At 74.5% G+C, this 19,919-nt stretch carries 15 protein-coding genes; 6 read left to right on the top strand and 9 right to left on the bottom strand.

What is annotated here, in order from left to right; all coding sequences use genetic code 11:
• Nucleotides 1-67: 67 nt before the first annotated feature.
• From A5481_RS17535 to A5481_RS17545, 3 genes are all read right to left on the bottom strand, one after another.
• Nucleotides 68-1,306, bottom strand: coding sequence for a sensor histidine kinase (locus A5481_RS17535; RefSeq protein WP_048437069.1), 1,239 nt, complete (start codon nt 1,304-1,306; stop codon nt 68-70).
• 173 nt (nt 1,307-1,479) lie between these two features.
• Nucleotides 1,480-2,340, bottom strand: a complete 861-nt coding sequence (locus A5481_RS17540; protein ID WP_048437070.1) for a phosphoribulokinase — start codon at nt 2,338-2,340, stop codon at nt 1,480-1,482.
• Between the two features lie 6 nt (nt 2,341-2,346).
• Nucleotides 2,347-3,252 (bottom strand): hypothetical protein, encoded by a 906-nt coding sequence (locus A5481_RS17545; RefSeq protein WP_048437071.1) that lies wholly within the window; start codon nt 3,250-3,252, stop codon nt 2,347-2,349.
• A 336-nt stretch (nt 3,253-3,588) separates the two neighbouring features.
• On the opposite strand from A5481_RS17545, the gene A5481_RS17550 reads away from it, so the two are divergent.
• Entirely contained in the window at nt 3,589-4,530 is a 942-nt protein-coding gene (locus tag A5481_RS17550) for a LysR family transcriptional regulator (RefSeq protein ID WP_048437076.1), read from the top strand.
• A 48-nt stretch (nt 4,531-4,578) separates the two neighbouring features.
• Here A5481_RS17550 and A5481_RS17555 read toward each other — a convergent pair whose 3' ends face one another.
• The gene (locus A5481_RS17555) at nt 4,579-5,733 is read right to left on the bottom strand and encodes an HD domain-containing phosphohydrolase (RefSeq protein WP_048437072.1); all 1,155 of its coding nucleotides are present in this window, start codon (nt 5,731-5,733) and stop codon (nt 4,579-4,581) included.
• Between the two features lie 248 nt (nt 5,734-5,981).
• Nucleotides 5,982-6,326, bottom strand: coding sequence for a hypothetical protein (locus A5481_RS17560; RefSeq protein ID WP_245239186.1), 345 nt, complete (start codon nt 6,324-6,326; stop codon nt 5,982-5,984).
• 378 nt (nt 6,327-6,704) lie between these two features.
• Between A5481_RS17560 and A5481_RS17565 the strand changes: the two genes are divergently transcribed.
• Nucleotides 6,705-7,568, top strand: coding sequence for a S49 family peptidase (locus A5481_RS17565; RefSeq protein ID WP_048437073.1), 864 nt, complete (start codon nt 6,705-6,707; stop codon nt 7,566-7,568).
• Between the two features lie 7 nt (nt 7,569-7,575).
• Here the strand turns inward: A5481_RS17565 and A5481_RS17570 are convergent, their stop codons facing one another.
• The 3 genes from A5481_RS17570 to A5481_RS17580 all read right to left on the bottom strand — a co-directional run bounded on the left by A5481_RS17570 (nt 7,576) and on the right by A5481_RS17580 (nt 10,868).
• A complete protein-coding gene (locus A5481_RS17570; protein WP_048437074.1) occupies nt 7,576-7,953 on the bottom strand; it encodes a hypothetical protein in 378 nt (125 codons plus the stop codon).
• Between the two features lie 76 nt (nt 7,954-8,029).
• Nucleotides 8,030-8,671 (bottom strand): L,D-transpeptidase, encoded by a 642-nt coding sequence (locus A5481_RS17575; protein WP_048436242.1) that lies wholly within the window; start codon nt 8,669-8,671, stop codon nt 8,030-8,032.
• 109 nt (nt 8,672-8,780) lie between these two features.
• Complete coding sequence (locus tag A5481_RS17580; RefSeq protein WP_048436243.1) at nt 8,781-10,868, bottom strand: prolyl oligopeptidase family serine peptidase; 2,088 nt, start codon at nt 10,866-10,868, stop codon at nt 8,781-8,783.
• 189 nt (nt 10,869-11,057) lie between these two features.
• On the opposite strand from A5481_RS17580, the gene A5481_RS17585 reads away from it, so the two are divergent.
• Nucleotides 11,058-12,218: a ceramide glucosyltransferase gene (locus A5481_RS17585; protein ID WP_048436244.1), complete on the top strand. Its 1,161-nt coding sequence runs from the start codon at nt 11,058-11,060 to the stop codon at nt 12,216-12,218.
• A 345-nt stretch (nt 12,219-12,563) separates the two neighbouring features.
• On the opposite strand, the gene A5481_RS17590 is transcribed toward A5481_RS17585, so the two are convergent.
• Nucleotides 12,564-12,959 (bottom strand): PilZ domain-containing protein, encoded by a 396-nt coding sequence (locus tag A5481_RS17590; RefSeq protein ID WP_048436245.1) that lies wholly within the window; start codon nt 12,957-12,959, stop codon nt 12,564-12,566.
• 197 nt (nt 12,960-13,156) lie between these two features.
• On the opposite strand from A5481_RS17590, the gene A5481_RS17595 reads away from it, so the two are divergent.
• From A5481_RS17595 to bcsA, 3 genes are all read left to right on the top strand, one after another.
• On the top strand, nt 13,157-15,904 hold the full coding sequence (locus A5481_RS17595; RefSeq protein WP_053082537.1) for a PAS domain-containing hybrid sensor histidine kinase/response regulator: 2,748 nt from the start codon (nt 13,157-13,159) through the stop codon (nt 15,902-15,904).
• Nucleotides 15,905-16,407: 503 nt separating this feature from the next.
• Nucleotides 16,408-17,151, top strand: coding sequence for a cellulose biosynthesis protein BcsS (gene bcsS, locus A5481_RS17600; protein ID WP_053082538.1), 744 nt, complete (start codon nt 16,408-16,410; stop codon nt 17,149-17,151).
• Nucleotides 17,151-19,919, top strand: a complete 2,769-nt coding sequence (gene bcsA, locus A5481_RS17605; RefSeq protein WP_048436246.1) for a UDP-forming cellulose synthase catalytic subunit — start codon at nt 17,151-17,153, stop codon at nt 19,917-19,919. Before bcsS ends, bcsA begins: the two co-directional genes overlap by 1 nt.

A 19,919-nucleotide genomic window follows, 5' to 3' on the forward strand; every position in this document is an offset into this window, starting at 1 on the left:
TCGGGACGAGGTCGCGGAGCGGGGGAAAGATCCTCCGCGACATCAGAGGCCCACGTCGACCGGTCGCTCAGACCAGCGGAATATCCAGCGCGAAATGCGCGCCGGGCGCGCCGCCCGCGATGCTCAGCCGGCCATCGAGCTGGCGGATCAGGCTGGCGATGATCTTGAGGCCGAGCGAGCGCTGGCGCATCGAGACGTCGAAGCCCGGCGGCAGGCCGACGCCGTCGTCGCTGACGGCGAGGTGCAGGCCTTCGCCCCGCACCGCGAGCGTCACCCGCACCGGCCCGGTCCCCTGCGGATAGGCGTGCTTGACCGCGTTGGTCACGAGTTCCGTGACCACGAGCCCGATCGGGATCGCCTGGTCGGCGCTGATCACCTTCGGGTCGGCCTCGCAGGCGAGCCGGTGGCCCGGCGCCTCCTCCTGCAGCTTGGCCACCAGCTCGCGCAGGAAATCCGCGAGGTCGACCATGCCGAGCTGGTGGATGCCGCGCCAGAGATGGTCGTGCACCTCCGCCACCGTGGCGATGCGCGCGCCGGCATCCTCGAGGGCGTGGCGCACCTCGTCGGACTGGGCGTCCCGGGCCTGGAGGCGCAGCAGGCCCGCCACCACGCCGAGGCTGTTCTTGACCCGGTGGCTCATCTCCCGGGTCAGCTGGACCTGATGGTCGAGGGCGTCGCGCAGGCGCGCGTCGCCCTGGTGGCGCTCGACCGCGATGCCGATCAGCCCGGAGAAGCCGGCGAGGAATTCCTGGTCGGCCCGGTCGAAGCCGTGGCCCTCGCTCCCCCAGGCCTCCAGCACGCCGTAGGCGCGCCGACTCTCGTCGCCGAGCGCGATCGGCACGTTGACCGCGTGGCAGGTCCCGGCGGCGACGAGGGCCGCGGGCAGATGGGCGAGGGCCTCCGGCAGGTGCAGGCGCGCGCCGTCCGGCTCGGCCGCGCCCGGCCCGGTCCTGACCTGGATGCCGTTGGCCAGCACGCCGGCGCCGGTGCGGAAGGCGTAGGAGGCCGGCGTCGCCTCGTCGGCCGCCGTGACGTCGGTCCCGACGAGGTCGGAGGCGAGGCCGGTGCAGGCCCGGATCACGAAGGCGTGGTCGCGGGCGCGGTATTCGAGCACCTGGCAGCACGCGGCGCCGAGGCCCTCGGCGCACAACTCGCTGGCGCGCTGCAGCAGCGCGTCGAGGTCGCGGGTCTGCAGCGCCATCCGGGCGAAGGCGCCCAGCAACGCCTGCTGGCGCAGCCGGTACGGCAGCTCCGCCCGGCCGGTCGCGGCCTCGTGCGCCTCACGGATCGACCCGTCACTCGCCATGGTCACTCGCCACGCACCGGGGCCCTCGCCATGCGGGGCGCCTTCCCCAGGGTGCCTTCGTCAGGGTGCCGTCTTCCCCGAGGCACGTCGGATGGCCGGACTCTTACGCCATCCTGTCCCGAGCACAAGCCGAGCCTGGGGACGGCGCGGCCCCTGCGGCGCCGGCGCCCGTGCTACAGCAGGTGGCGCCGGCGCTCGACGAGCCGCAGGATCATCGGCGTCAGGATCAGCTGCATCGCGAGGTCGAGCTTGCCGCCGGGGATCACCACCGAGTTCGCCCGCGACATGAAGCTGCCGGCGATCATCGAGATCAGGTAGGGGAAGTCGATGCTCCGCGGGTCGCGGAAGCGGATCACCACCATCGATTCGTCGGCGGTCGGGATCCAGCGGGCGACGAACGGGTTCGAGGTGTCGACCGTCGGGATGCGCTGGAAGTTGATGTCGGTGTTGGTGAATTGCGGGCAGATCGTGGTGACGTAGTCGGGCATCCGGCGCAGGATCACGTCGGTCACCGCCTCGATCGAGTAGCCCCGGGCGGCCTTGTCGCGGTGGAGCTTCTGGATCCACTCGAGGTTGATCACCGGCACCACCCCGATCTTGAGGTCGGCATGGGCGGCGATGTCGATGCGCTCGTTGGCGAGCGCCCCGTGCAGGCCCTCGTAGAACAGCAGGTCGGACCTCTCGGGAAACGCCTCCCACGGCGTGAAGGTGCCGGGCTCGGCGCTCCAGCGCGCGGCGTCCTCGGCATCGTGGACGTAGTGACGGGTGCGGCCGCGACCCGAAGCGCCGTATTCGCGGAACACCGCCTCGAGCTCGGGCAGCAGGTTCGCCCGCTCGCCGAAATGGCTCAGGGTCGGCTCCCGCGCCTCCGCCTCGCGCATCTGCGCCCGGTCGAGGGCATGGAAGGCGTCGCCCTCGATGAACACCGCCTCGACGCCCTCGCGGCGGAAGATCTGCTCGAAGGTGTTGCGCACCGAGGTAGTGCCGGAGCCCGACGACCCGGTCACCGACACGATGGGATGGAGCGCCGACACCGCCGTTCAGGCCCGCAGCAGCCCGCGGCTGCCGAAGAGCGGCGAGCCGCCGGCATCGCGGTCCGCCGCGAGGCGGCGCGACAGCTCGGCCACCTCGCGGGGTCCCCCGAAGGCCAGGGAGGTGGCGCGGCCGAGATCGGCGGCGGCGAGATCGAGGATCGCGCGGCCGCGCCCGTCCGTGGCGGCGCCGCCGGCGGCCTCGATCGCCAGCGCGACCGGCGCCGCCTCGTGGACGAGCCGGATCCCGTCCTCCCGGCCGCGCCGGGTCTCCCCCGGGCAGAGATGCAGCCCGCCGCGGGCCAGGACCCGCTGGGCGCAGGCGGCGAGGCACGCGCAGGCACGCCCGGCCCGCGGTCCCGGATCCCGCGACCTCGTCTCCCGCGTGTCCGCGCCGAGGCGGGGATCCGCCTCCGGCACCCGCAGCGCCGCGGGCGGCCCGAAGACGCCGCTGCGCGGATCGAGGATCCGGGTCGTGGTCGCGGTGCCGTCGGTGAGGGTCAGGAGGGTGCGCGGCCCGTAGGTGACGAAGCCCGCCGCCACCTGCGTCCGGCCGGGGGCCAGGAAGGCCGCCTCCGGGTCCGGCCCGGCGGGGCGCAGGGAGAACAGGGTGCCGGCGGGCATCCCGCCGTCGAGGTCGTCCGCGCCCTCGAGCGGGGCGAGGGCGAGGACCAGGGCGGCCCCGGCCACGCGCGGCTCGGGCCGCTCGCCGTCGCGCCAGGCGATCGCCGCGACCTCGGCCTCCCGCAGGGCCTCCGCGAAGATGCGGCGGGCGGCGATCCCGGGGTCCCGGGGCGTCGCCGTCGCGATCAGGCCGGCGGTCGCCGCCGCCGCCGCCGCCAGGGCGGCGAGCACCGGGCCGGCGGCCGGCTGGCGCCGTGGCGGGGGCGCATCGATGCGAACGCTCAGAAGCATGTGCGATTCCCGGGAACGCCCGACCGTCAGGCCTGCCCGTGGTCGCCTGCCGGTCGTCTTCGCTCGCCCGCAGCTTAGGCGCCGGCCGGGGGGGCCGTCACCCCGTCCCGAAGTACGGGATGCGTCCGCCGCGGCGGCGCTGTCGGATCGGGCGGCGAGGGGGCATTGTCCGGCGACGGTAACGGTGCTGGCGACACCTGCCCGTCGCCATCGCCGGGGCAGGATCGGTCCCGTTCGCGACGTCGGAGGAGCGGACCGCCCGGGACGCTCGGGCACGAGAGACGCGCAGGCACGAGAGACGCGCAGGCACACGAGAGGCGCATGGCTCAGGACCGGATACGCAACCTCTCCCTCAAGCAGCTCCACGCCGTCGCGGCGATCGCGCGGCTCGGCACCATGACCCGGGCCGCGCAGGAGCTCAACGTCACCCCGGCGGCACTCACGGCGCGGATCAAGGGGCTCGAGGATGAGATCGGCCTCCTCCTGTTCGATCGCACCCATGCGGGGCTCAAGCCCACCGATGCGGGCCGCGAGCTGCTCTGGGCGATCGACAGCATCGGCACCGTGCTCGAGACCTGCACCGAGCGGCTGCGGACCCTGCGCGGCGGCCGCGGCGGCCGCGTCTCGCTCGGCGTGGTCTCGACCGCGAAGTACTTCGCTCCCCGCATCGTCGGCGGTTTCGCCGACGCCCATCCGGGGGTCGAGATCGACCTCGTGGTCGGCAATCGCGGCGCCACCGTCGATTCCTTGCGCGACTACCGGGTCGACCTCGCGCTGATGGGACGGCCGCCGCGGGACTTCCCGATCGCCGCCGAGGCCTTCGGCCTCCATCCCCTGGTGGTGATCGCCGCCCCCGGCCACCGCCTCGCCGGGCGGCGCGGCCTGACCCGGGAGGAACTGGCCGAGGAGCCGTTCCTGGTGCGGGAATACGGTTCGGGCACCCGCACGGTGTTCGAGGAGTTCATGACCGGCCTGCTTATCCGGCGCGCCCGCATCGGCGTCGACAGCGGCTCGAACGAGACCATCAAGCAGACCGTGATGGCGGGCCTGGGCATCGCGCTGATCTCGGGCCACACCGTGGCGGCCGAGGTGGCGGACGGACGCCTGGTGCTCCTCGACGTCGAGGGCCTGCCGATCCGCCGCGACTGGTTCGCGGTCCGCCGGGCCGACAAGGTGCTGAGCCCCGCCGGCCAGGCGTTCTGGGACTTCCTGGTGGAGGAGGGCGCCGGCTGGCTTCCGGTGCTGCCGGCGCCGGCCGCGTCCTCCGGAACCCCATAGCGGCCCGCCTTGTGCGGCCGCGTCCTCCGGCATCCCGAGCGGCCTGCCTTACGCGGCCGCGTCCTCCGGCACCGCGGAGCGGCCCGGACCGGCCGCCGCCTCCGCGGGCACCTCCCGGGGCAGGGCCGGCACCCGGGCCCAGGGCTCGATCCGGAACGGGATGTCGCGCAGGCGCGTCGAGGCGGTGGCGCCGACCGCCACGATATCGTCCCAGCGCGACAGGAAGGCCGCGACGCAGGCCGGGTCGAAGTGGCGGCCGCTCTCCGCCTCGATGCAGGCCCGCGCCTCGTCGAGGGGCATCGCCGCCTTGTACGGGCGCTGGGTCGTCAGCGCGTCGAACACGTCGGCCACCGCGACGATCCGCGCCGCCAGGGGGATCGCCTCGCCGGACAGGCCGGCCGGGTAGCCGCCGCCGTCCCAGCGCTCGTGATGGGATTCGGCGATCGACGCCGCCAGGCCGATCAGCGCGCAGTTGCTGCCGCCGAGGATCCGCTGGCCGATCGCCGCGTGGGTGCGGATCAGCGCGAATTCCTCCGCGTCGAGGCGGCCGGGCTTGAGCAGCACGCCGTCGGGGATCGCCACCTTGCCGACATCGTGCAGCGGGGCCGCCAGGTAGACGCGGCGGCACAGGTCGGCGTCGAGCCCGAGGGCCTCGGCCATGATCTGGCTGTAGCGGGCGACGCGCCAGGTGTGGTCGCCGGTGTCGTTGTCCCGGTACTCCACCGCGAGGGAGAGCCGGAAGATGATCTCGGCCTCGCGCTCGCGCAGGGTCCGCACCGCCTTCTCGACCTCGCCGGCGAGCCAGGAGGCCTGGTCGTCGAGACGGCGCACGGCGGTGGCGAGCCGCACGAGGTTGCGCAGGCGGACGCTCAGCTCGACGCGGCCGAGCTTCTTGTCGAGGAAGTCCGTGGCGCCCGCATCGAGGGCGGCGAGGCGGACCGCGTCGCTCACCTCGCTGGTGATCATCACGATCGGCACCTGGGCGTAGTGCTCGATCGCCCGCAGCGCGCGGATGACCGCGACGCCGTCCATCTCCGGCATGGTGTAGTCGACCAGCACCAGGTCGAAGGCGCGCATCCGCGCCTCGTCGAGGGCCGCGCCCGGGTCCTGGAAGGTTGCGGCGACGGCCTGCCGGTCGTGCTCCAGCAGCCGCTTCATCCGGGCGAGCATCGTCCGGCTGTCGTCGACGACGAGTACGTCCATCTCCCCATCTCCCGCGGCGCACGATGTCCGCCATCTCGCCGGCGATGACGGCGGGGAGAGCCGCGCGCTCTCCCGATCTCGAAGCCAGGGTCTGGTCCGTTCGTGCGGCGATCTTCGGCTTTTAGCGCTTAACCGTAGGTAAATGGCGGAATGGAATCGAGGACAGGGCCGGTCGACGGTGTCCGGAGCGCGAAGCCGGGCCTGTCGCCCGGCTTCGCCGTCACGGGATCCCCGTCCAGGGGCGCGGACTAGAAGTAGAAGCGCGGGCCGTAGATCCGGCGGTAATACGGCCGATAGTAGGGACGGTAAGCGGGCCGATAGTAGCGGCGATAGTACGGACGGTAGGCGTGGCGGTAATACGGCCGGTAGTAGTGGCGCCGATAGGGGCGGTAGCCGTAATAGCGGCGGTAGGGCCGGTAGCGGTAGTGGCGGCGGTAGTAATAGGTCGTCTCGACCAGGGGGGCGGCGGTGCCGGCCCCGGTCGCGAGGGCGCCGGCGGTCGGCAGGGCGGCGGCGGAGCTGCGGCTGGTGCCGAGCCCGATCCCGGCGACGAGGAGCGTCAGGACCAGGCTGATCCATCGAAGGGCGCGCATGTGATCGATCTCCCTCGGGCGGCGCGGCACTCTGCCGCCGGCGCCCCGGCTGCGACAGGGACCGCGACGGCGATGGCGCCGCGGGCAACGAGGCTCGCTCCCGCCGGCCGCGTGGCCGGCGGGACGCCCGCCGGACGACCGCCGGACGACCGAGGGGCGCTGGCGGCCCATCTAGACCCGCCCGGCCCCGCTTCAATCGACGGACGCGAAAAACTTGGGGTCGACTTGCAGGATCCGGTCCGACCCCTTCCCAGGTATCCCGGCCCGGGGCTTGCACCGCGCCGGGTGTGGTCCGTGCCTGCAAGGCCCCCGGGGCTCGCTTGCCGGGGCAGGGCGGTGCGCGTACCTGTCGGGCATCATCGGAGATCCCGCCCCGCCATGCCGTTCCGGCCCTTCGCCGCCCTGCGCGCCCTCCTGCCCGCCGCCTGGACCCGCCGCCACCCGGTGGTGCCGGTCGTGCGCCTGAGCGGGGCCATCGGGGCGGTGTCGCCCCTGCGGGCCGGCCTGTCGCTCGGCGCCTGCGCGCCGGCCCTGGAGCGGGCCTTCGGCATGAAGGGCATCCGGGCGGTGGCCCTGGTCGTCAACTCGCCCGGCGGCTCGGCGGCGCAGTCGCACCTGATCTTCCGCCGCATCCGGGCGCTCTCCGCCGAGGCCGGCGTGCCGGTCCTCGCCTTCGTGGAGGATGTCGCGGCGTCGGGCGGCTACATGATCGCCTGCGCGGCCGACGAGATCTTCTGCGATCCGTCCTCCCTCGTCGGCTCGATCGGCGTGGTCTCGGCGGGCTTCGGCTTCACCGGGCTGATCGAGCGCCTCGGCGTCGAGCGCCGGGTCCACACCGCCGGCAAGGCCAAGGCGATGCTCGACCCGTTCCGGCCCGAGAACCCGGACGACGTCGCGCGCCTCAGGACCATCCAGGCCGACGTGCAGGCGATGTTCACCGAGCTCGTCCGCAGCCGCCGGCCGGGCCTGAAGGGCGATCCCGACGAGCTGTTCTCCGGCGCGGTCTGGACCGGCCGCCAGGGCCTGGCGCTCGGCCTCGTCGACGGCCACGGCGACGTCCGCTCGGTGCTGCGGGAGCGCTTCGGCGACAAGGTCCGCCTGACCCTCGTCGAGCCGGCGCGCGGCGGCCTCGTCGCCCGGCTGCTGCGCCGGCGCGAGCCGGGGGCGGTCGGGATCGCGGCGATCGAGGGCGCGCTCGCCGTCCTCGACGAGCGCGCCGCCTTCGCCCGCTACGGATTGTAGTGCCGGCTCACGGCGCGGCGCCGTCGCGCAAGGCCGCCGGCAGCTGGGTGAGGCATAGGATCTGGTCCTGGCGCTCGTAGGTCTCGCGCTCGCGGATCGCCCGCTCGACCTCCTCGGTGCCGGCGCTCGAATAGCGCAGGCCGAACGGGATCGAGCCGTCCTTCGGGTAGGTCGCGAGCTTGCGCCGCGTCTCGGCCCGGCAATAGGCGACCCAGTCCGGCGACAGGCCGAGCCGCCGGGCATGGTCCGCCACCGCGACCCCGACCCGCCTCTGCGCCTCGCGCTCGCTGCGGGCGAGCGCCCGGTCGTCGAGGCCGTTGATGAGGCCGCTGACGACGAAGCCGAGCGCCACCGCGATGCTCATCAGGACGAACAGGCTGCGCATGCCGGGGCCTGCTCCCTCGTGAGGCGGCGTAGGCCCTAGGTGTCGCCGGGTGCCCGGTTCGGCAACCCGCCGCGGCTCAGTACGACGGGCCGTACGAGTAGTACGTCGCGCCATAGGGCGACGGGTAGGTCGCCCCGACCGGCTGCCAGCGCTCGTCGCCCCACGGATCGGGGGAGCGGCCGCGCGAGACGCGGGCGACCGGGGTGAAGCCGTCCTCGTCGAGGCGCTCCCGCCGCGCCCGCGCCTCGCGGCGCGGCGCGGCGCGGCCGGCCAGCACGGTCTCGTCGCCGCCGATCACCACCCGGGTGTTGCCCATCCCTTCCGCCTTGACGAGGGCGTAGAGGGCTGCCGCCTTGCCCGGCGCGAGGCGGACGCAGCCGTGCGAGGCCGGGCTGCCGAGGCGGCCGGTATGGGAGCTGCCGTGGATGGCGTGGCCGCGGCCGGTGAAGAAGATCGCGTGCGGCATCGGCGCGTCGTCCCACTCGCGCGAGCGGTAATCGGCCACCATGCGGGACGGCGAGAAGGCGCCGCGCGGCGTGCTGTAGCCGGCCATGCCGGTCGAGACCGGCCAGTCGTAGAGCGTCTGCCCGTCGCGCGTCACCGTCATCCGCTGGGTGGTCTTGTCGACCCGGATCAGGATTCCCGCCCGCGCCTCGGTAGCCCCGACACCGGCCCCCGCCACGCAGAGGGTGACGAGGAGTGCTGTTGCGGCGCGCATCGTGGAGGCTTCCTTGTCCGGCCTGGCGCGGAGGCAATATGCCACGCTTCGGGTGCCGGAAAGACGTGCGCGCCGCGTCAAGGTTCCCGGTTTTACTGTGCAGAAACCTTTATGTGCCGGCCACCTCCGGCTCCCAGCCGATCGCCCGGCGCAGGAAGGCGGCGCCGAGCGCCGCGAAGGACGCGGTCTCGGCGCTGGTCTTGCCGTGCGAGTGGCCGCCGGCCTCCGGCTCGTAGAAGCGGGCGGCGTAGCCGAGCGACTGGAGCTTCGCCGCCATCTTGCGGGCGTGGCCCGGATGGACCCGGTCGTCGCGCCGGGTCGTGGCGATGAGGATCGGCGGGTAGGGCCGGTCCCCTTCGGCGGCGTGGTAGGCCGAGATGTGCTGCAGGAAGGCCCAGTCCTCCGGGGCGTCGGGATCGCCGTACTCGGCGATCCAGCTCGCGCCGGCGAGCAGCTTGGTGTAGCGGCGCATGTCGATCAGCGGCACGGTGCAGAACAGCGCGCCGAAGCGCTCGGGGTAGCGCGTCAGCATGTTGGCGATGAGGAGCCCGCCGTTCGAGCCGCCCTCGGCGGCGATGCGGCCGGGCCGGGTCACGCCGCGGCGCACGAGGTCGGCGGCCACCGCCGCGAAGTCGTCGTGGGTGAGCGCCTTGCCCTCGCGCCGGCCGGCCTCGTGCCAGCGGGTGCCGAACTCGCCGCCGCCGCGGATGTTGGCCACCACCCGGGTGCCGCCCTTGGCGAGCCAGAGCCGGCCGAGCACCGCCGAGTAGCCGGCGAGGTTCGTGACCTGGAAGCCGCCGTAGCCCGAGAGGTGCACCGGCGCCTCGCCGGTCTCGCCCGGCGGCCCGGCCTGGACGTAGGGGATGCGCTCGCCGTCGCTCGACACCGCCTCGTGCCGGGTCACCACCAGGCCGTCGGCCGCGAACAGGGCGGGGGCCTGCTTGAGCAGCGTCGGCGCGGCGAGGTCGGCGCGGGTGGCGAGCAGGGTCGAGGGGGTGACCGGATCGTTCGCCGCCGCCAGGAGGTCGCCGTTCGATTCCTCCTCCTCGCCGTCCATCGACCAGACGCTGACGACGCCGAGCTCCGGCAGGCCGGCGACCCGGCTCTCGGCCCAGCCGCCCGCGGAGGGAGTGAAGACCGGGAAGATCGCCTTGAGATCGTCGAGGACCGAGATCACCAGCCGCCCGCCGGTCCAGAAGAAGCCCTGCAGCGCCCGGCGCGGCCCGGGGGTGAACAGCACCGCGAAGCCGCGATCGCCGGCAAGGAAGGCGTCGAGGCCGATGCCGAGCACGCTGTCGGGCTCGTAGGTCCGGCCGCCGACCTCCCAGGGCGTGCGGGTGCGGATGGCGAGGAAACCGCGATGCCAGTGGGCGTCGGCGTCGGTCGGGATGTCGAGGCGGGTCTTCGGCCCGGTGCGGTCGCCGAGGCTGACCGTGCCGTCGAAGAAGCCGGTGCGCTCGGCGAAGACCAGGCGCTCCGGGCTCGCCTCCCGGTCCGGGTAGCCGTAGGCGACCATGCTGGCGGGCGCCGCCGAGAAGATCACCGGGGCGGCGAGCGGGTCGGTGCCGCGCCGCCACAGCCGCACCGTGCGGGCATAGCCCGACGGCGTCGCGTGCTCGGGGCCGCCGAGGGGCGAGGCCAGGAGCAGGGTGTCGGGATCGAGCCAGACCGGGATGCTCTTGGCCTCCGGCAGCGCGAAGCCGCCCTCGACGAAGCGGCGCTCCGTCAGGTCGAACTCGCGCACCACCGTGGCGTCGCCGCCGCCGCGGGAGAGCTGGATCAGCGCCCGGGCGTGGCTGCCGGGCAGGCTCGCGGCGCCGCTCCACACCCAGTCCTCGCCCTCGTCGCGGGCCAGCGCGTCGAGGTCGACGAGCACGTCCCAGTCCGGCTCCGGCCGGCGGTACTCGGCCTCCGTGGTGCGCCGCCACAGGCCGCGGGGATGCTCGGCATCCTGCCACAGGTTGTAGAGCAGGCCGCCGCGCCGGGTGACGCCCGGGATCTTGTCCGGCCGGTCGAGGGCGGCCTTCAGGCCGTCGCGGTCGGCGGCGAAGCGGCCGTCGGCGTAGGCCGCGAGGGTGTCGGCGTTCTGCGCCTCGACCCAGGCCAGCGCCCGCTCGCCGTCGATCTCCTCGAGCCAGAGATGGGGATCGTCGTCGGGGGCCTCGAGGGTCGGGCGGGGATCGGGAATGCGCGTCATGCCGGGCCCTTCGGGTTCGCGGATCGGGTGAGATCTAGCCCGGCCGGGGACGGGGGCCAGGGTGATGCCGCCGGGGAACACGTCCGGGACCACCGGGCCCGGGCCTGCGGCACCGTCATACGGCTGCAACAGCCCACCTGTTTGACGGGCGGACAGGGCGCGGGTCGGCACCGGCCCGGGAGGACCCGCATGACCGGTACCGGCATCGCCGCCATCATCTGCCTCGCTCTCACGCTGATCAACCTCGCGAGCCTCGCCATCGCGCTGCGCCGCCTCGGACGGCCGGATCCCGAGCCGGCGGGCGCCGCCGAGGCGCCGGTGACGATCGTGCGGCCGGTCTGCGGCCTCGAGACCTACAGCGAGGAGACCCTGGCCTCGGGCTTCCGCCTCGCCTATCCGGCCTACGAGCTGATCTTCTGCGTCGCCCGCGCCGCGGATCCGATCGTGCCCCTGGTCGAGCGCCTGATCGCGGCGAATCCGGGCGTGCCGGCGCGCCTCATCGTCGGCGACGAGCGGGTGAGCGACAACCCGAAGCTCAACAACTGCATCCGCGGCTGGGACGCGGCGCGCCACGACTGGATCGTGCTGGCGGATTCGAACGTGCTGATGCCGCCGGACTACATCCAGCGCCTGCGCGCCGCTTGGCGCCCCGGGACCGGCCTCGTCTGCTCGACGCCGGTCGGCACCCGGCCCGGCAGCTTCTGGGCCGAGGTCGAGTGCGCCTTCCTCAACACCCTGCAGGCGCGCTGGCAATATGTCGGCGAGGCGCTCGGCCTCGGCTTCGCGCAGGGCAAGAGCATGCTCTGGCACCGGCCGATGCTCGAATCCCGGGGCGGCATCCGGGCGCTCGGCGCCGAGATCGCCGAGGACGCCGCGGCGACCAAGCTGGTGCGGGCGATGGGCCGGCAGGTCCACCTCGTCGCCGCGCCCTTCGCCCAGCCGCTCGGGCCGCGCCGGGCCGGCGAGGTGTGGTCGCGCCAGCTGCGCTGGGCGCGGCTGCGCCGCGTCACCTTCCCGCTGTTCTTCGCCCCCGAGATCGGCACCGGCGCGGTGATCCCGATGCTGGCGGCCTACCCGGCCGCGGGTGGCGGCCTGTCCGGCCTCGCGGCGATGCTCGGGACCGGCTCCGTCTGGTACGGCGCCGAGTGGCGGCTCGCCGCCCGCAACGGCTGGCCGCGCTCCTGGCGCTGGCCGCTCGCCTGCCTCGCCCGCGACCTGCTGTTCGTGCCGATCTGGCTCGCCGCCTGGGTCGCCCGCGACATCGTCTGGCGCGGCAACGCCATGGACATCCGCACCAAGGATCTCCGGGCGAAGCCCGCCCGCCTCGGCACCGACGCCTCGGCGGCGTGACCGCGCGGCGCGGCATGTCTCGCCGCTTGACGACCGGTGGGGGAGGGCGCACGCTCCCGTCCTCGCCCCCCGCACGGGCGCGGCGGCGACGGGAACGGAGGGAGGCATGACGCCACCCATGAGGCGGTCCGCGACGATCGCCCCGGCCGCCGTTCGGGCCAGGGCGTAGCGGCACACCCCGCGGACGACGGAGCGGAGGCGGCCTCACGGGGCGGCGAAGCCACTCGCGACAGTGCGCCTTCCGATGACCGATGAGCCCCGACCTCGGTCGCTTCCGCCCTGTTTCGTGCTCGACCTCGTCCCGTGCTCGACGCCGGCCGTGCCGGCGGCCGGCACGGATCACCCTCACGCCTCTCGCGCCGTCCAGATCCGGGTCAGCCGGGCGAGCCGCACCAGGGCGTGCTGGAACCGTTCGGACGTGTCGCCGACCCGCACGTGGATCCCGAGCGCGCTCAGGCTGACCACCCGGGCCTCGACCTCGCCGATCGATGCGGCCTCGATCCGGATCGGGGCGCCCGGCACCAGCGCGACCGCCGCCACCGGCGCCAGCAGCAGGCCGCCGCGGCTCAGGTTCAGGATCTCGGTGCGGCAGCTCCGTCCGCCGTGATGCAGCCGCGCCGACAGGGTGACGGGGAAACGCCGGTCGCGCCGCCGCTCGCCGGCCTCCCGCGCCGCGTCGGCGAGGGCCGCCGATGCCGGGGAGGTCGGGCCGAGCTGAGGCGTGTGGGGCGTGACGTTCATGACCTTTCTGGTCGCAGGGATAGGTTAAGTCTCGTTTAATGAATTGGTGATTAACCATCATGTGATATCTTTTGGTCCTTTCGAGTCCGCCTCCGACATGACGCAGGGTCCCGACACGACGCCGCACCCGCCGGTCTCTCGGGTGCGGACGACGACGCGCGGTGCCGCACCGGGCGCGCCTCATGGAGCGTGATCCGATGGCGCATGAGGCGACGCGGGCCGGCTGGCGCGCCGCGGTCGCGCGCCTGCTCGGGAGCGGGCGCGCCGCGCGGCGGCTCGCCGGCTGCCCCGACCTCGTCGCCGAGATCGATCGCACGGGGCGCGTCGTCTTCGCCTCCGCGGCCTGCCGCGCGCTGACCGGCCGCGCGCCCGGCGCCCTCGCGGGCCGGCCCCTGGCGGAGCTGGTCCATCCGGAGGACCGCGCCGGCGTCGCGGCGCTCATGGCCGGCGGCGGTGCCCTGGTGCATCGCCTGGCCCATGCGGACGGGCGCTGGCTGTGGGTCGAGACCCGGGCCTCCGCGCCGGGACCGCGCGCGGGATCGGCGGTCGTCGCGACGATCCGCGACGCCGCGGCGCGCCAGGACGTCGAGGCCGCGCTGCGGGCGAGCCGGGCGCATTACCGGGCGCTCGCCGACACGCTGCCCCAGCTCGTCTGGATGGAGCGCACCGATACCGGCGAGACCGTCTACGCCAACCCGGCCTTCGAGCGCTATTTCGACGGGATCGGACCGGGCCGGGCGCTGCGGGAGGAGCGCTGCCACCCGGACGACCGCCCGCGGATCGAGGCGGCGCTGGCGCAAGGCGGCAGCGGCGAGGCCCAGGGCCGCCTGCGCGACCGCACCGGCGCCTATCGCTGGCACCAGCTCTCGTTCCAGCCGCTGCGCAAGGACGACCGGCTGCTCGGCTGGCTCGGCTCGGCCCTCGACATCGACGAGATCCTGGCCGCCCGCAAGGCGCTGGAGGAGACCGGCGACCTGCTGCGGCTCGCGCAGGATGCCGCCGGCGCCGGCCTGTTCGACCTCGACCTCGTCACCCGCGAGATCATCCTGGCCCCCGAGAGCGCGCGGCTGCACGGGCTTCCGGGCGACCGGCCGGCGGTGCTCGCGCTCGGCGCCTGGCTGCGGCGGCTGGCGCCGCCGGACCGCAAGCCGGCGCTCGAGGCCCTGCGCGGGGCCGTGGCCGGCGGCGGCACCTTCGACATCGCCTTCCGGGTCGTGCTCCCCGGCGGCACGCGCTGGATCCAGGCGATCGGCCGGCTCGGCCGCGATCCCGCCGGCCGGGCCCTGCGGGTCACCGGCCTCAACCTCGACATCTCGGCCCGCAAGGACGCGGAGGCCGGGCTCGTCGCCGCGAAGGCCGCCGCAGAGGCCGCGAAAGCCGCCGCCGAGCGGGCCAACGCCGCCAAGACCGACTTCCTGTCGGCGATGAGCCACGAGATCCGCACCCCCCTCAACGCGGTGATCGGCTTCACCGGCCTGCTGGCGCAGGCGGACGGCCTGGAGCCGGAGCTGAGGCGCTACGCCGCCCTCGCCCGCGCCTCGGCCGGCGGCCTGCTCACCCTCGTCAACGACATCCTCGACTTCTCCTCGGTCGAGGCCGGTGCGGTGTCCCTGCGCGGCGATCCGTTCGCGATCGAGGCCCTGGCCGAGGGCTGCCTCGGCGTCGTCGGTGCGGCGGCGGCGGCCAAGGACCTCGCGGTGACGAGCGCCATCGACGCGAGCCTGCCGCGCCGCCTCGTCGGCGACGAGGGCCGCCTGCGCCAGATCCTCCTCAACCTCCTCAACAACGCGGTGAAGTTCACGCCGCGCGGCAGCGTCGCCCTCGCCCTGCGCCACGAGGGCAGCGGCCGGGACGGCGAGCGCATCCGCTTCAGCGTCGCCGATACCGGCATCGGCATCCCGGCCGACAAGCAGGGCCGGCTGTTCGAGCGCTTCTCGCAGGTCGACAGCTCGATCCGCCGCGACTACGGCGGCACCGGCCTCGGGCTCGCGATCAGCCGCCGCCTCGTCGAGGCGATGGGCGGCGAGATCGGGGTGATCTCGGAGGCCGGCCGCGGCGCGACCTTCTGGTTCACCCTGACCCTGCCCCGGGCAGGAGACCGGGCAGGAGACCGGGCAAGCGATCAGGCCGCGCCGGAGGCCCGCGCCGCGGCGCCGGGCCGCCCCGGCCGCCTCCTCCTCGTCGAGGACATCGAGGTGAACCGCGAGCTCGCCTGCCTGATGCTGCGGGCCGCCGGCCATTCCGTCGACGTCGCCACGGACGGGTTCCAGGCGGTGCGCGCCGTCGAGGCCGGCGCCTACGACCTCGTGCTGATGGACGTGCAGATGCCGGGCCTCGACGGCACGATGGCGACCCGGCTGATCCGCTGCCTGCCCGGTGCGGCCGCGCGGGTGCCGGTGGTCGCCATGACCGCCAACGTGCTGCCCGACCAGGTCCAGTCGTTCCGCGATGCCGGGATGGACGACCATCTCGGCAAGCCGTTCACCCCGGCCGAACTGACGGCCGTCCTCGCCCGCTGGCTCGACCGCGCCCCGGCCGCGCCGGCCGAGGACGAGCCCGCCGCCTTCGACCAGACGCTCTACGACGGGGTGCGCGCCGTCCTGCCGCCGGAGGCGGTCGGCCGCCTCCTCGGCCACCTCGCCGAGCAGGTCACCGGGGCGCTCGCCGGGGAGGGCGGCGAGGCGGCGGAGCGGGCGCGGCTGCGCTTCGAGGCGCACGGCCTCGTCTCGGCCGCCGGCATGCTCGGCTTCGCGGCGCTCTCCCGGGCCTGCGCCGCGCTCGAAGCCTGCGGCGAGGACGAGGTCGCACGCGATGCGACGGCCTTCGCGGCGGCGCTCGCCCGCGCCCGCGCCCGCTGCACCGCGGCGGCGTTCGAGACCCGGCGCCTGCGGGCCGAGGCGGCGAACGCCACGGCGGCGCCGTCCGGCCTCGGCCTGACGGCCTAAGGCGTGCGGGCGGGGAGGGGCGTGAAGTCCGGGAGTAGTCGCCCTGCGCGAGACAAGAATCGTGTCGGGCTGCCACGGCATTCCCAAGTCGAACGCTCCCCCTCTCCCGTCCGGGAGAGGCGTCGGGGGTGAGGTTGGCTCGGCTTCAGAATGACGCTTCGACGGTGGAGCTGCGCAGCTCGACAGTTCGTGTTCGTTGCGAAAACCGCACCACCCTCACCCCTACCCCTCTCCCACACGGGAGAGGGGATCCCGCGACATCCTGGAAGCTTGGCTGGAGCTAGGCGGACAGCCCCGGGAAGCGTTTCCCCGCCTACCCCGCCGCGGCTGTGGACGCGGGCCGGCGGCAGGCTTGACTCGCCCCGTCCAGGATTCTTTTCCGATCGAAATTATCCTGAATGTCGTAAGACTTAATCGGACGGGATGCGGCCCGTCCCGGCAAGGTCCGCTTAAGGATGCGGGCCCGATCCTGCCGGCGTTGCAAGGTCTCGTGGCGTATCGACATGCACCGCATTCCCGTCCGTGCCGCGTTCCGGCGCGGCTCCCTCCGCTGCGTCCTGGCGGCGGCCGCCCTCGGCGGCCGGCCGGCGCTGGCGGCCGACTGGTACACGGGCACCGAGCCGGCCGCCCCGCAGGAGGCCTGGATCGTCTCGGTCGACACCTCGGCGACCGTCAGCTCGCAGGGCTCGCAATTCGCCGGCGCCACCGCCACCGCGGCGCCGGCCGGCACCCTCCTGACCAGCGGCCTGCGCCTGCGGGCCGACACGCTGATCGGCTCGTACCGGGCCGGGACCGGGCTCGGCCAGCAGGCGGAGGCCGCCGCGATGATCGGCTACGGCTGGGTCTGGCCGGAGGCGGTGCTGTCGGCCTTCGTCGGCCTCACCATGCGCCGCAACGAGGTGCCGGGGCTGGAGGCGAGCGTGCGCAATGCCGGCGGCCTGAAGGCGGCGCTCGACCTCTACGCCCGGCCGACCCCCGACACGATGGTGCACGCCACCGGCACCTATGCGAGCACCTTCAACGCCTATTACGGCCGGCTGCGGGGCGGCGTCGCGGTGATGGGCGGCTTCCTCGGGCCCGAGGCCGCGCTGCTCGGCGACGACTACTACCGGCAGTGGCGCCTCGGCGCCCATTGGAGCGGGTTCCAGCTCGGCGCGCTGCAATTCGGCGTCGCGGCCGGCTACCTCCACGACCAGACCCGCAAGGGCGGCCTCTACACCACCGTCGACATGCGGGCGGGGTTCTGATGGCCGCAGGTCTCCGCTGGCTCGCCTGGGGCGTCTCGGCGCTCCTCACGGTCGGGCTCCTCGTCCAGCCGGTCGGGCCGGAGGCGCAGGCCTGGCTCTGCGGCGGCGCCTGCGCCGGCATGGTGGCGCTGTGGCTGCTGGCGCCCCGCCGCGGCCTGCCGCGGCTCGCCTTCCTGGCGCTCGGGACGCTGGTGGTGATCCGCTACGTCTACTGGCGCCTCACCGGCACGCTGCCCTCCCTCGACGACCCGGTCGGTCTCGGCTGCGGGCTCGTGCTGCTCGGCGCCGAACTGTACTGCGTGCTGATCCTGGCGGTCAGCCTCGTCGTCAACGCCGACCCGCTGGTGCGCGAGAGCGTGCCGCTGCCCGCCGCCGCCGACCTGCCCGCCGTCGACGTGCTGGTCCCGAGCTACAACGAGCCGACCGCGATCCTCGGCGTCACCCTCGCGGCGGCGCTGAATCTCGACTACCCGGCCGGCAAGCTGACGGTCTGGCTCCTCGACGACGGCGGCACCGACCAGAAATGCGCCGACCCGGATCCCGTCCGGGCGGCCGCGGCCCGGGCGCGCCGGGCCGAGCTGCAGGCGCTCTGCGCCGCGCTCGGCGCCCGCTACGTGACGCGCGCCCGCAACGAGCACGCCAAGGCCGGCAACCTCAACAACGGGCTCTGCGCCTCCCGCGCCGGGATCGTGCTGGTGCTCGACGCCGACCACGCGCCGTTCCGCAGCTTCCTGACCGAGACCGTCGGGCTGTTCGCGCAGGACCCGTCGCTGTTCCTGGTCCAGACCCCGCACGTCTTCCTCAACCCGGACCCGGTCGAGCGGAATCTGCGCACCTTCGCCCGCATGCCGTCCGAGAACGAGATGTTCTACGGCGTGACCCAGGCCGGGCTCGACAAGTGGAACGGCTCGTTCTTCTGCGGCTCGGCGGCGCTCCTGCGCCGCAGCGCCCTCGACGCCGTCGGCGGCTTCTCCGGCATCACCATCACGGAGGATTGCGAGACCGCCCTCGACCTGCACGGCCGGGGCTGGACCAGCGCCTATGTGGGCCAGCCCCTGATCGCCGGCCTGCAGCCCGAGAGCCTGGCCGACTTCATCGGCCAGCGTGCCCGCTGGTGCCAGGGCATGATCCAGATCCTGCTGCTGAAGAATCCCCTGACCAAGCCGGGCCTCAGCCCGATCCAGCGGCTCGCCTACCTGTCGAGCATGACGTTCTGGTTCTTCCCGCTGCCGCGGCTGGTCTTCATGCTCGCGCCGCTGCTGCACATCTTCTTCGACGTCAAGATCTTCGTCTCGTCGGTCGACGAGGCCCTGGCCTACACGGCGACCTACATCGTCGCCAACCTGATGATCCAGAACTACCTCTACGGCCACGTACGCTGGCCGTTCGTGTCCGAGCTCTACGAGTACGTCCAGGGCGTCTTCCTGGTGCGCTCGATCGCCTCGGTCGTCGCCTCGCCCCGGCGCCCGAGCTTCTCGGTCACCGCCAAGGGCGCGGGCCTGGAGCACGACCACCTCTCGGCCCTGGCCTGGCCGTTCTTCGCGATCTTCGCCGCGCTGGCCGCCGGCTGCGGCATGGCGGCGTGGCGCTACCTCTACGAGCCGGGCGTCACCAGCCTGATGCTCGTCGTCGGCCTGTGGTGCGCCTTCAACCTGGTGATCGCCGGCGTCGCGCTCGGCGTCGTGGCGGAGCGCCGCCAGGACGAGCGCAGCCCGAGCCTGCCGGTCGACCGGCCGGCCCTGGCGGAGATCGGGGCCGCTCAGGAGGCGGTGCAGGAAATCCCCGTCACGGTGGTGCGGATGAGCGCCGAGGCCGCGACCCTGCGCCGGGCCGACGGCGCCCCCTTCCCGGCGATGCGCGACGGCGGCGTGCTGCGGGCCGGGCCGGGCCCGGGCCTGCGCTTCACCCTGTCGGCGGCGCCCGAGCCGGCCCTGAGGGTCGTCGCCTTCGCGCCCCTCGCCGCCGCCGATTACGGCACCGTCGCCGGCCTGATGTACGGCGAGGCCGGCGCCCTGCGGGGCTTCCTCGGGCAGCGCCGGCGCCACCGCGACCTCGTCACCGGCACGCTGCGCTTCCTCGCCTGGGGCCTCGCCGAGCCGGTGCGGGCCCTGTCCTATCTCGGCAAGGCCGCGCCGCCCGCTCCGCCGGCCGCCGTGGCGCCGGCAATCCCGCCCGGCGACAGCCCGGCTCTCGCCCCTGCGGCGCTGCCGTCCCTCGCTCCCGCGGAGCTGTCGGTCCCCGCATCCGCCGCCCCGGCATCCCTCGCATCCGCGGCTGCGCCGCCCGTCGCCCGCGAGGCGGCCGAGCCGACGCCGCAGCGGATCCTCGCCGACGAGATCGCCCGCGAGCGTCCCTTGTCCGCTCCCGCCATCGTGCCCGCGACGGCGCCCGTCGCCGCGGCGCCTCCCGCGCTCGCCTCCGTCGTGCCGGAACCGGTCGTCGCCCCGGCGGCGATCCGGGTGGACCGGATCGCCGCGCCCGGGCTCGCCGCTCCGCCGGCGGCGGCGGTCGACGAAGCGGCCTGGCGGGACGCCGTCGCCGGCCTGCTCGCGGCCGCCCCCGAACCCGCCGACGCGCTCCGCGCCGAGCCGCCCGCCCTCGACGCGGCGGCCTGGGCCGAGAGCATCCGGGCCCTCGCGGGCGCCGGGACGGTTCCCGTGCCCCTCGCGCCGCCGCACCGCGCCCCGCCGGTCGCCCCGGCCGGGGATGCCCGCGACGTGATCGCGGCCTTGCACGCCGCGCTCGAAGCCGCGCGCAGCGCCGCCTGA

This window comes from Methylobacterium platani (assembly GCF_001653715.1).
Classification (GTDB): Bacteria; Pseudomonadota; Alphaproteobacteria; order Rhizobiales; family Beijerinckiaceae; genus Methylobacterium; species Methylobacterium platani.

What these genes read in the sequence shown, in the direction of transcription:
- A5481_RS17535 (WP_048437069.1), bottom strand. Translation starts at nt 1,306, where the DNA reads ATGGCGAGTGACGGGTCGATCCGTGAGGCGCACGAGGCCGCGACCGGC.
- A5481_RS17545 (WP_048437071.1), bottom strand. Translation starts at nt 3,252, where the DNA reads ATGCTTCTGAGCGTTCGCATCGATGCGCCCCCGCCACGGCGCCAGCCG.
- A5481_RS17555 (WP_048437072.1), bottom strand. Translation starts at nt 5,733, where the DNA reads ATGGACGTACTCGTCGTCGACGACAGCCGGACGATGCTCGCCCGGATG.
- A5481_RS17560 (WP_245239186.1), bottom strand. Translation starts at nt 6,326, where the DNA reads ATGCGCGCCCTTCGATGGATCAGCCTGGTCCTGACGCTCCTCGTCGCC.
- A5481_RS17565 (WP_048437073.1), top strand. Translation starts at nt 6,705, where the DNA reads ATGCCGTTCCGGCCCTTCGCCGCCCTGCGCGCCCTCCTGCCCGCCGCC.
- A5481_RS17570 (WP_048437074.1), bottom strand. Translation starts at nt 7,953, where the DNA reads ATGCGCAGCCTGTTCGTCCTGATGAGCATCGCGGTGGCGCTCGGCTTC.
- A5481_RS17575 (WP_048436242.1), bottom strand. Translation starts at nt 8,671, where the DNA reads ATGCGCGCCGCAACAGCACTCCTCGTCACCCTCTGCGTGGCGGGGGCC.
- A5481_RS17580 (WP_048436243.1), bottom strand. Translation starts at nt 10,868, where the DNA reads ATGACGCGCATTCCCGATCCCCGCCCGACCCTCGAGGCCCCCGACGAC.
- A5481_RS17585 (WP_048436244.1), top strand. Translation starts at nt 11,058, where the DNA reads ATGACCGGTACCGGCATCGCCGCCATCATCTGCCTCGCTCTCACGCTG.
- A5481_RS17590 (WP_048436245.1), bottom strand. Translation starts at nt 12,959, where the DNA reads ATGAACGTCACGCCCCACACGCCTCAGCTCGGCCCGACCTCCCCGGCA.
- A5481_RS17595 (WP_053082537.1), top strand. Translation starts at nt 13,157, where the DNA reads ATGGCGCATGAGGCGACGCGGGCCGGCTGGCGCGCCGCGGTCGCGCGC.
- bcsS (WP_053082538.1), top strand. Translation starts at nt 16,408, where the DNA reads ATGCACCGCATTCCCGTCCGTGCCGCGTTCCGGCGCGGCTCCCTCCGC.
- bcsA (WP_048436246.1), top strand. Translation starts at nt 17,151, where the DNA reads ATGGCCGCAGGTCTCCGCTGGCTCGCCTGGGGCGTCTCGGCGCTCCTC.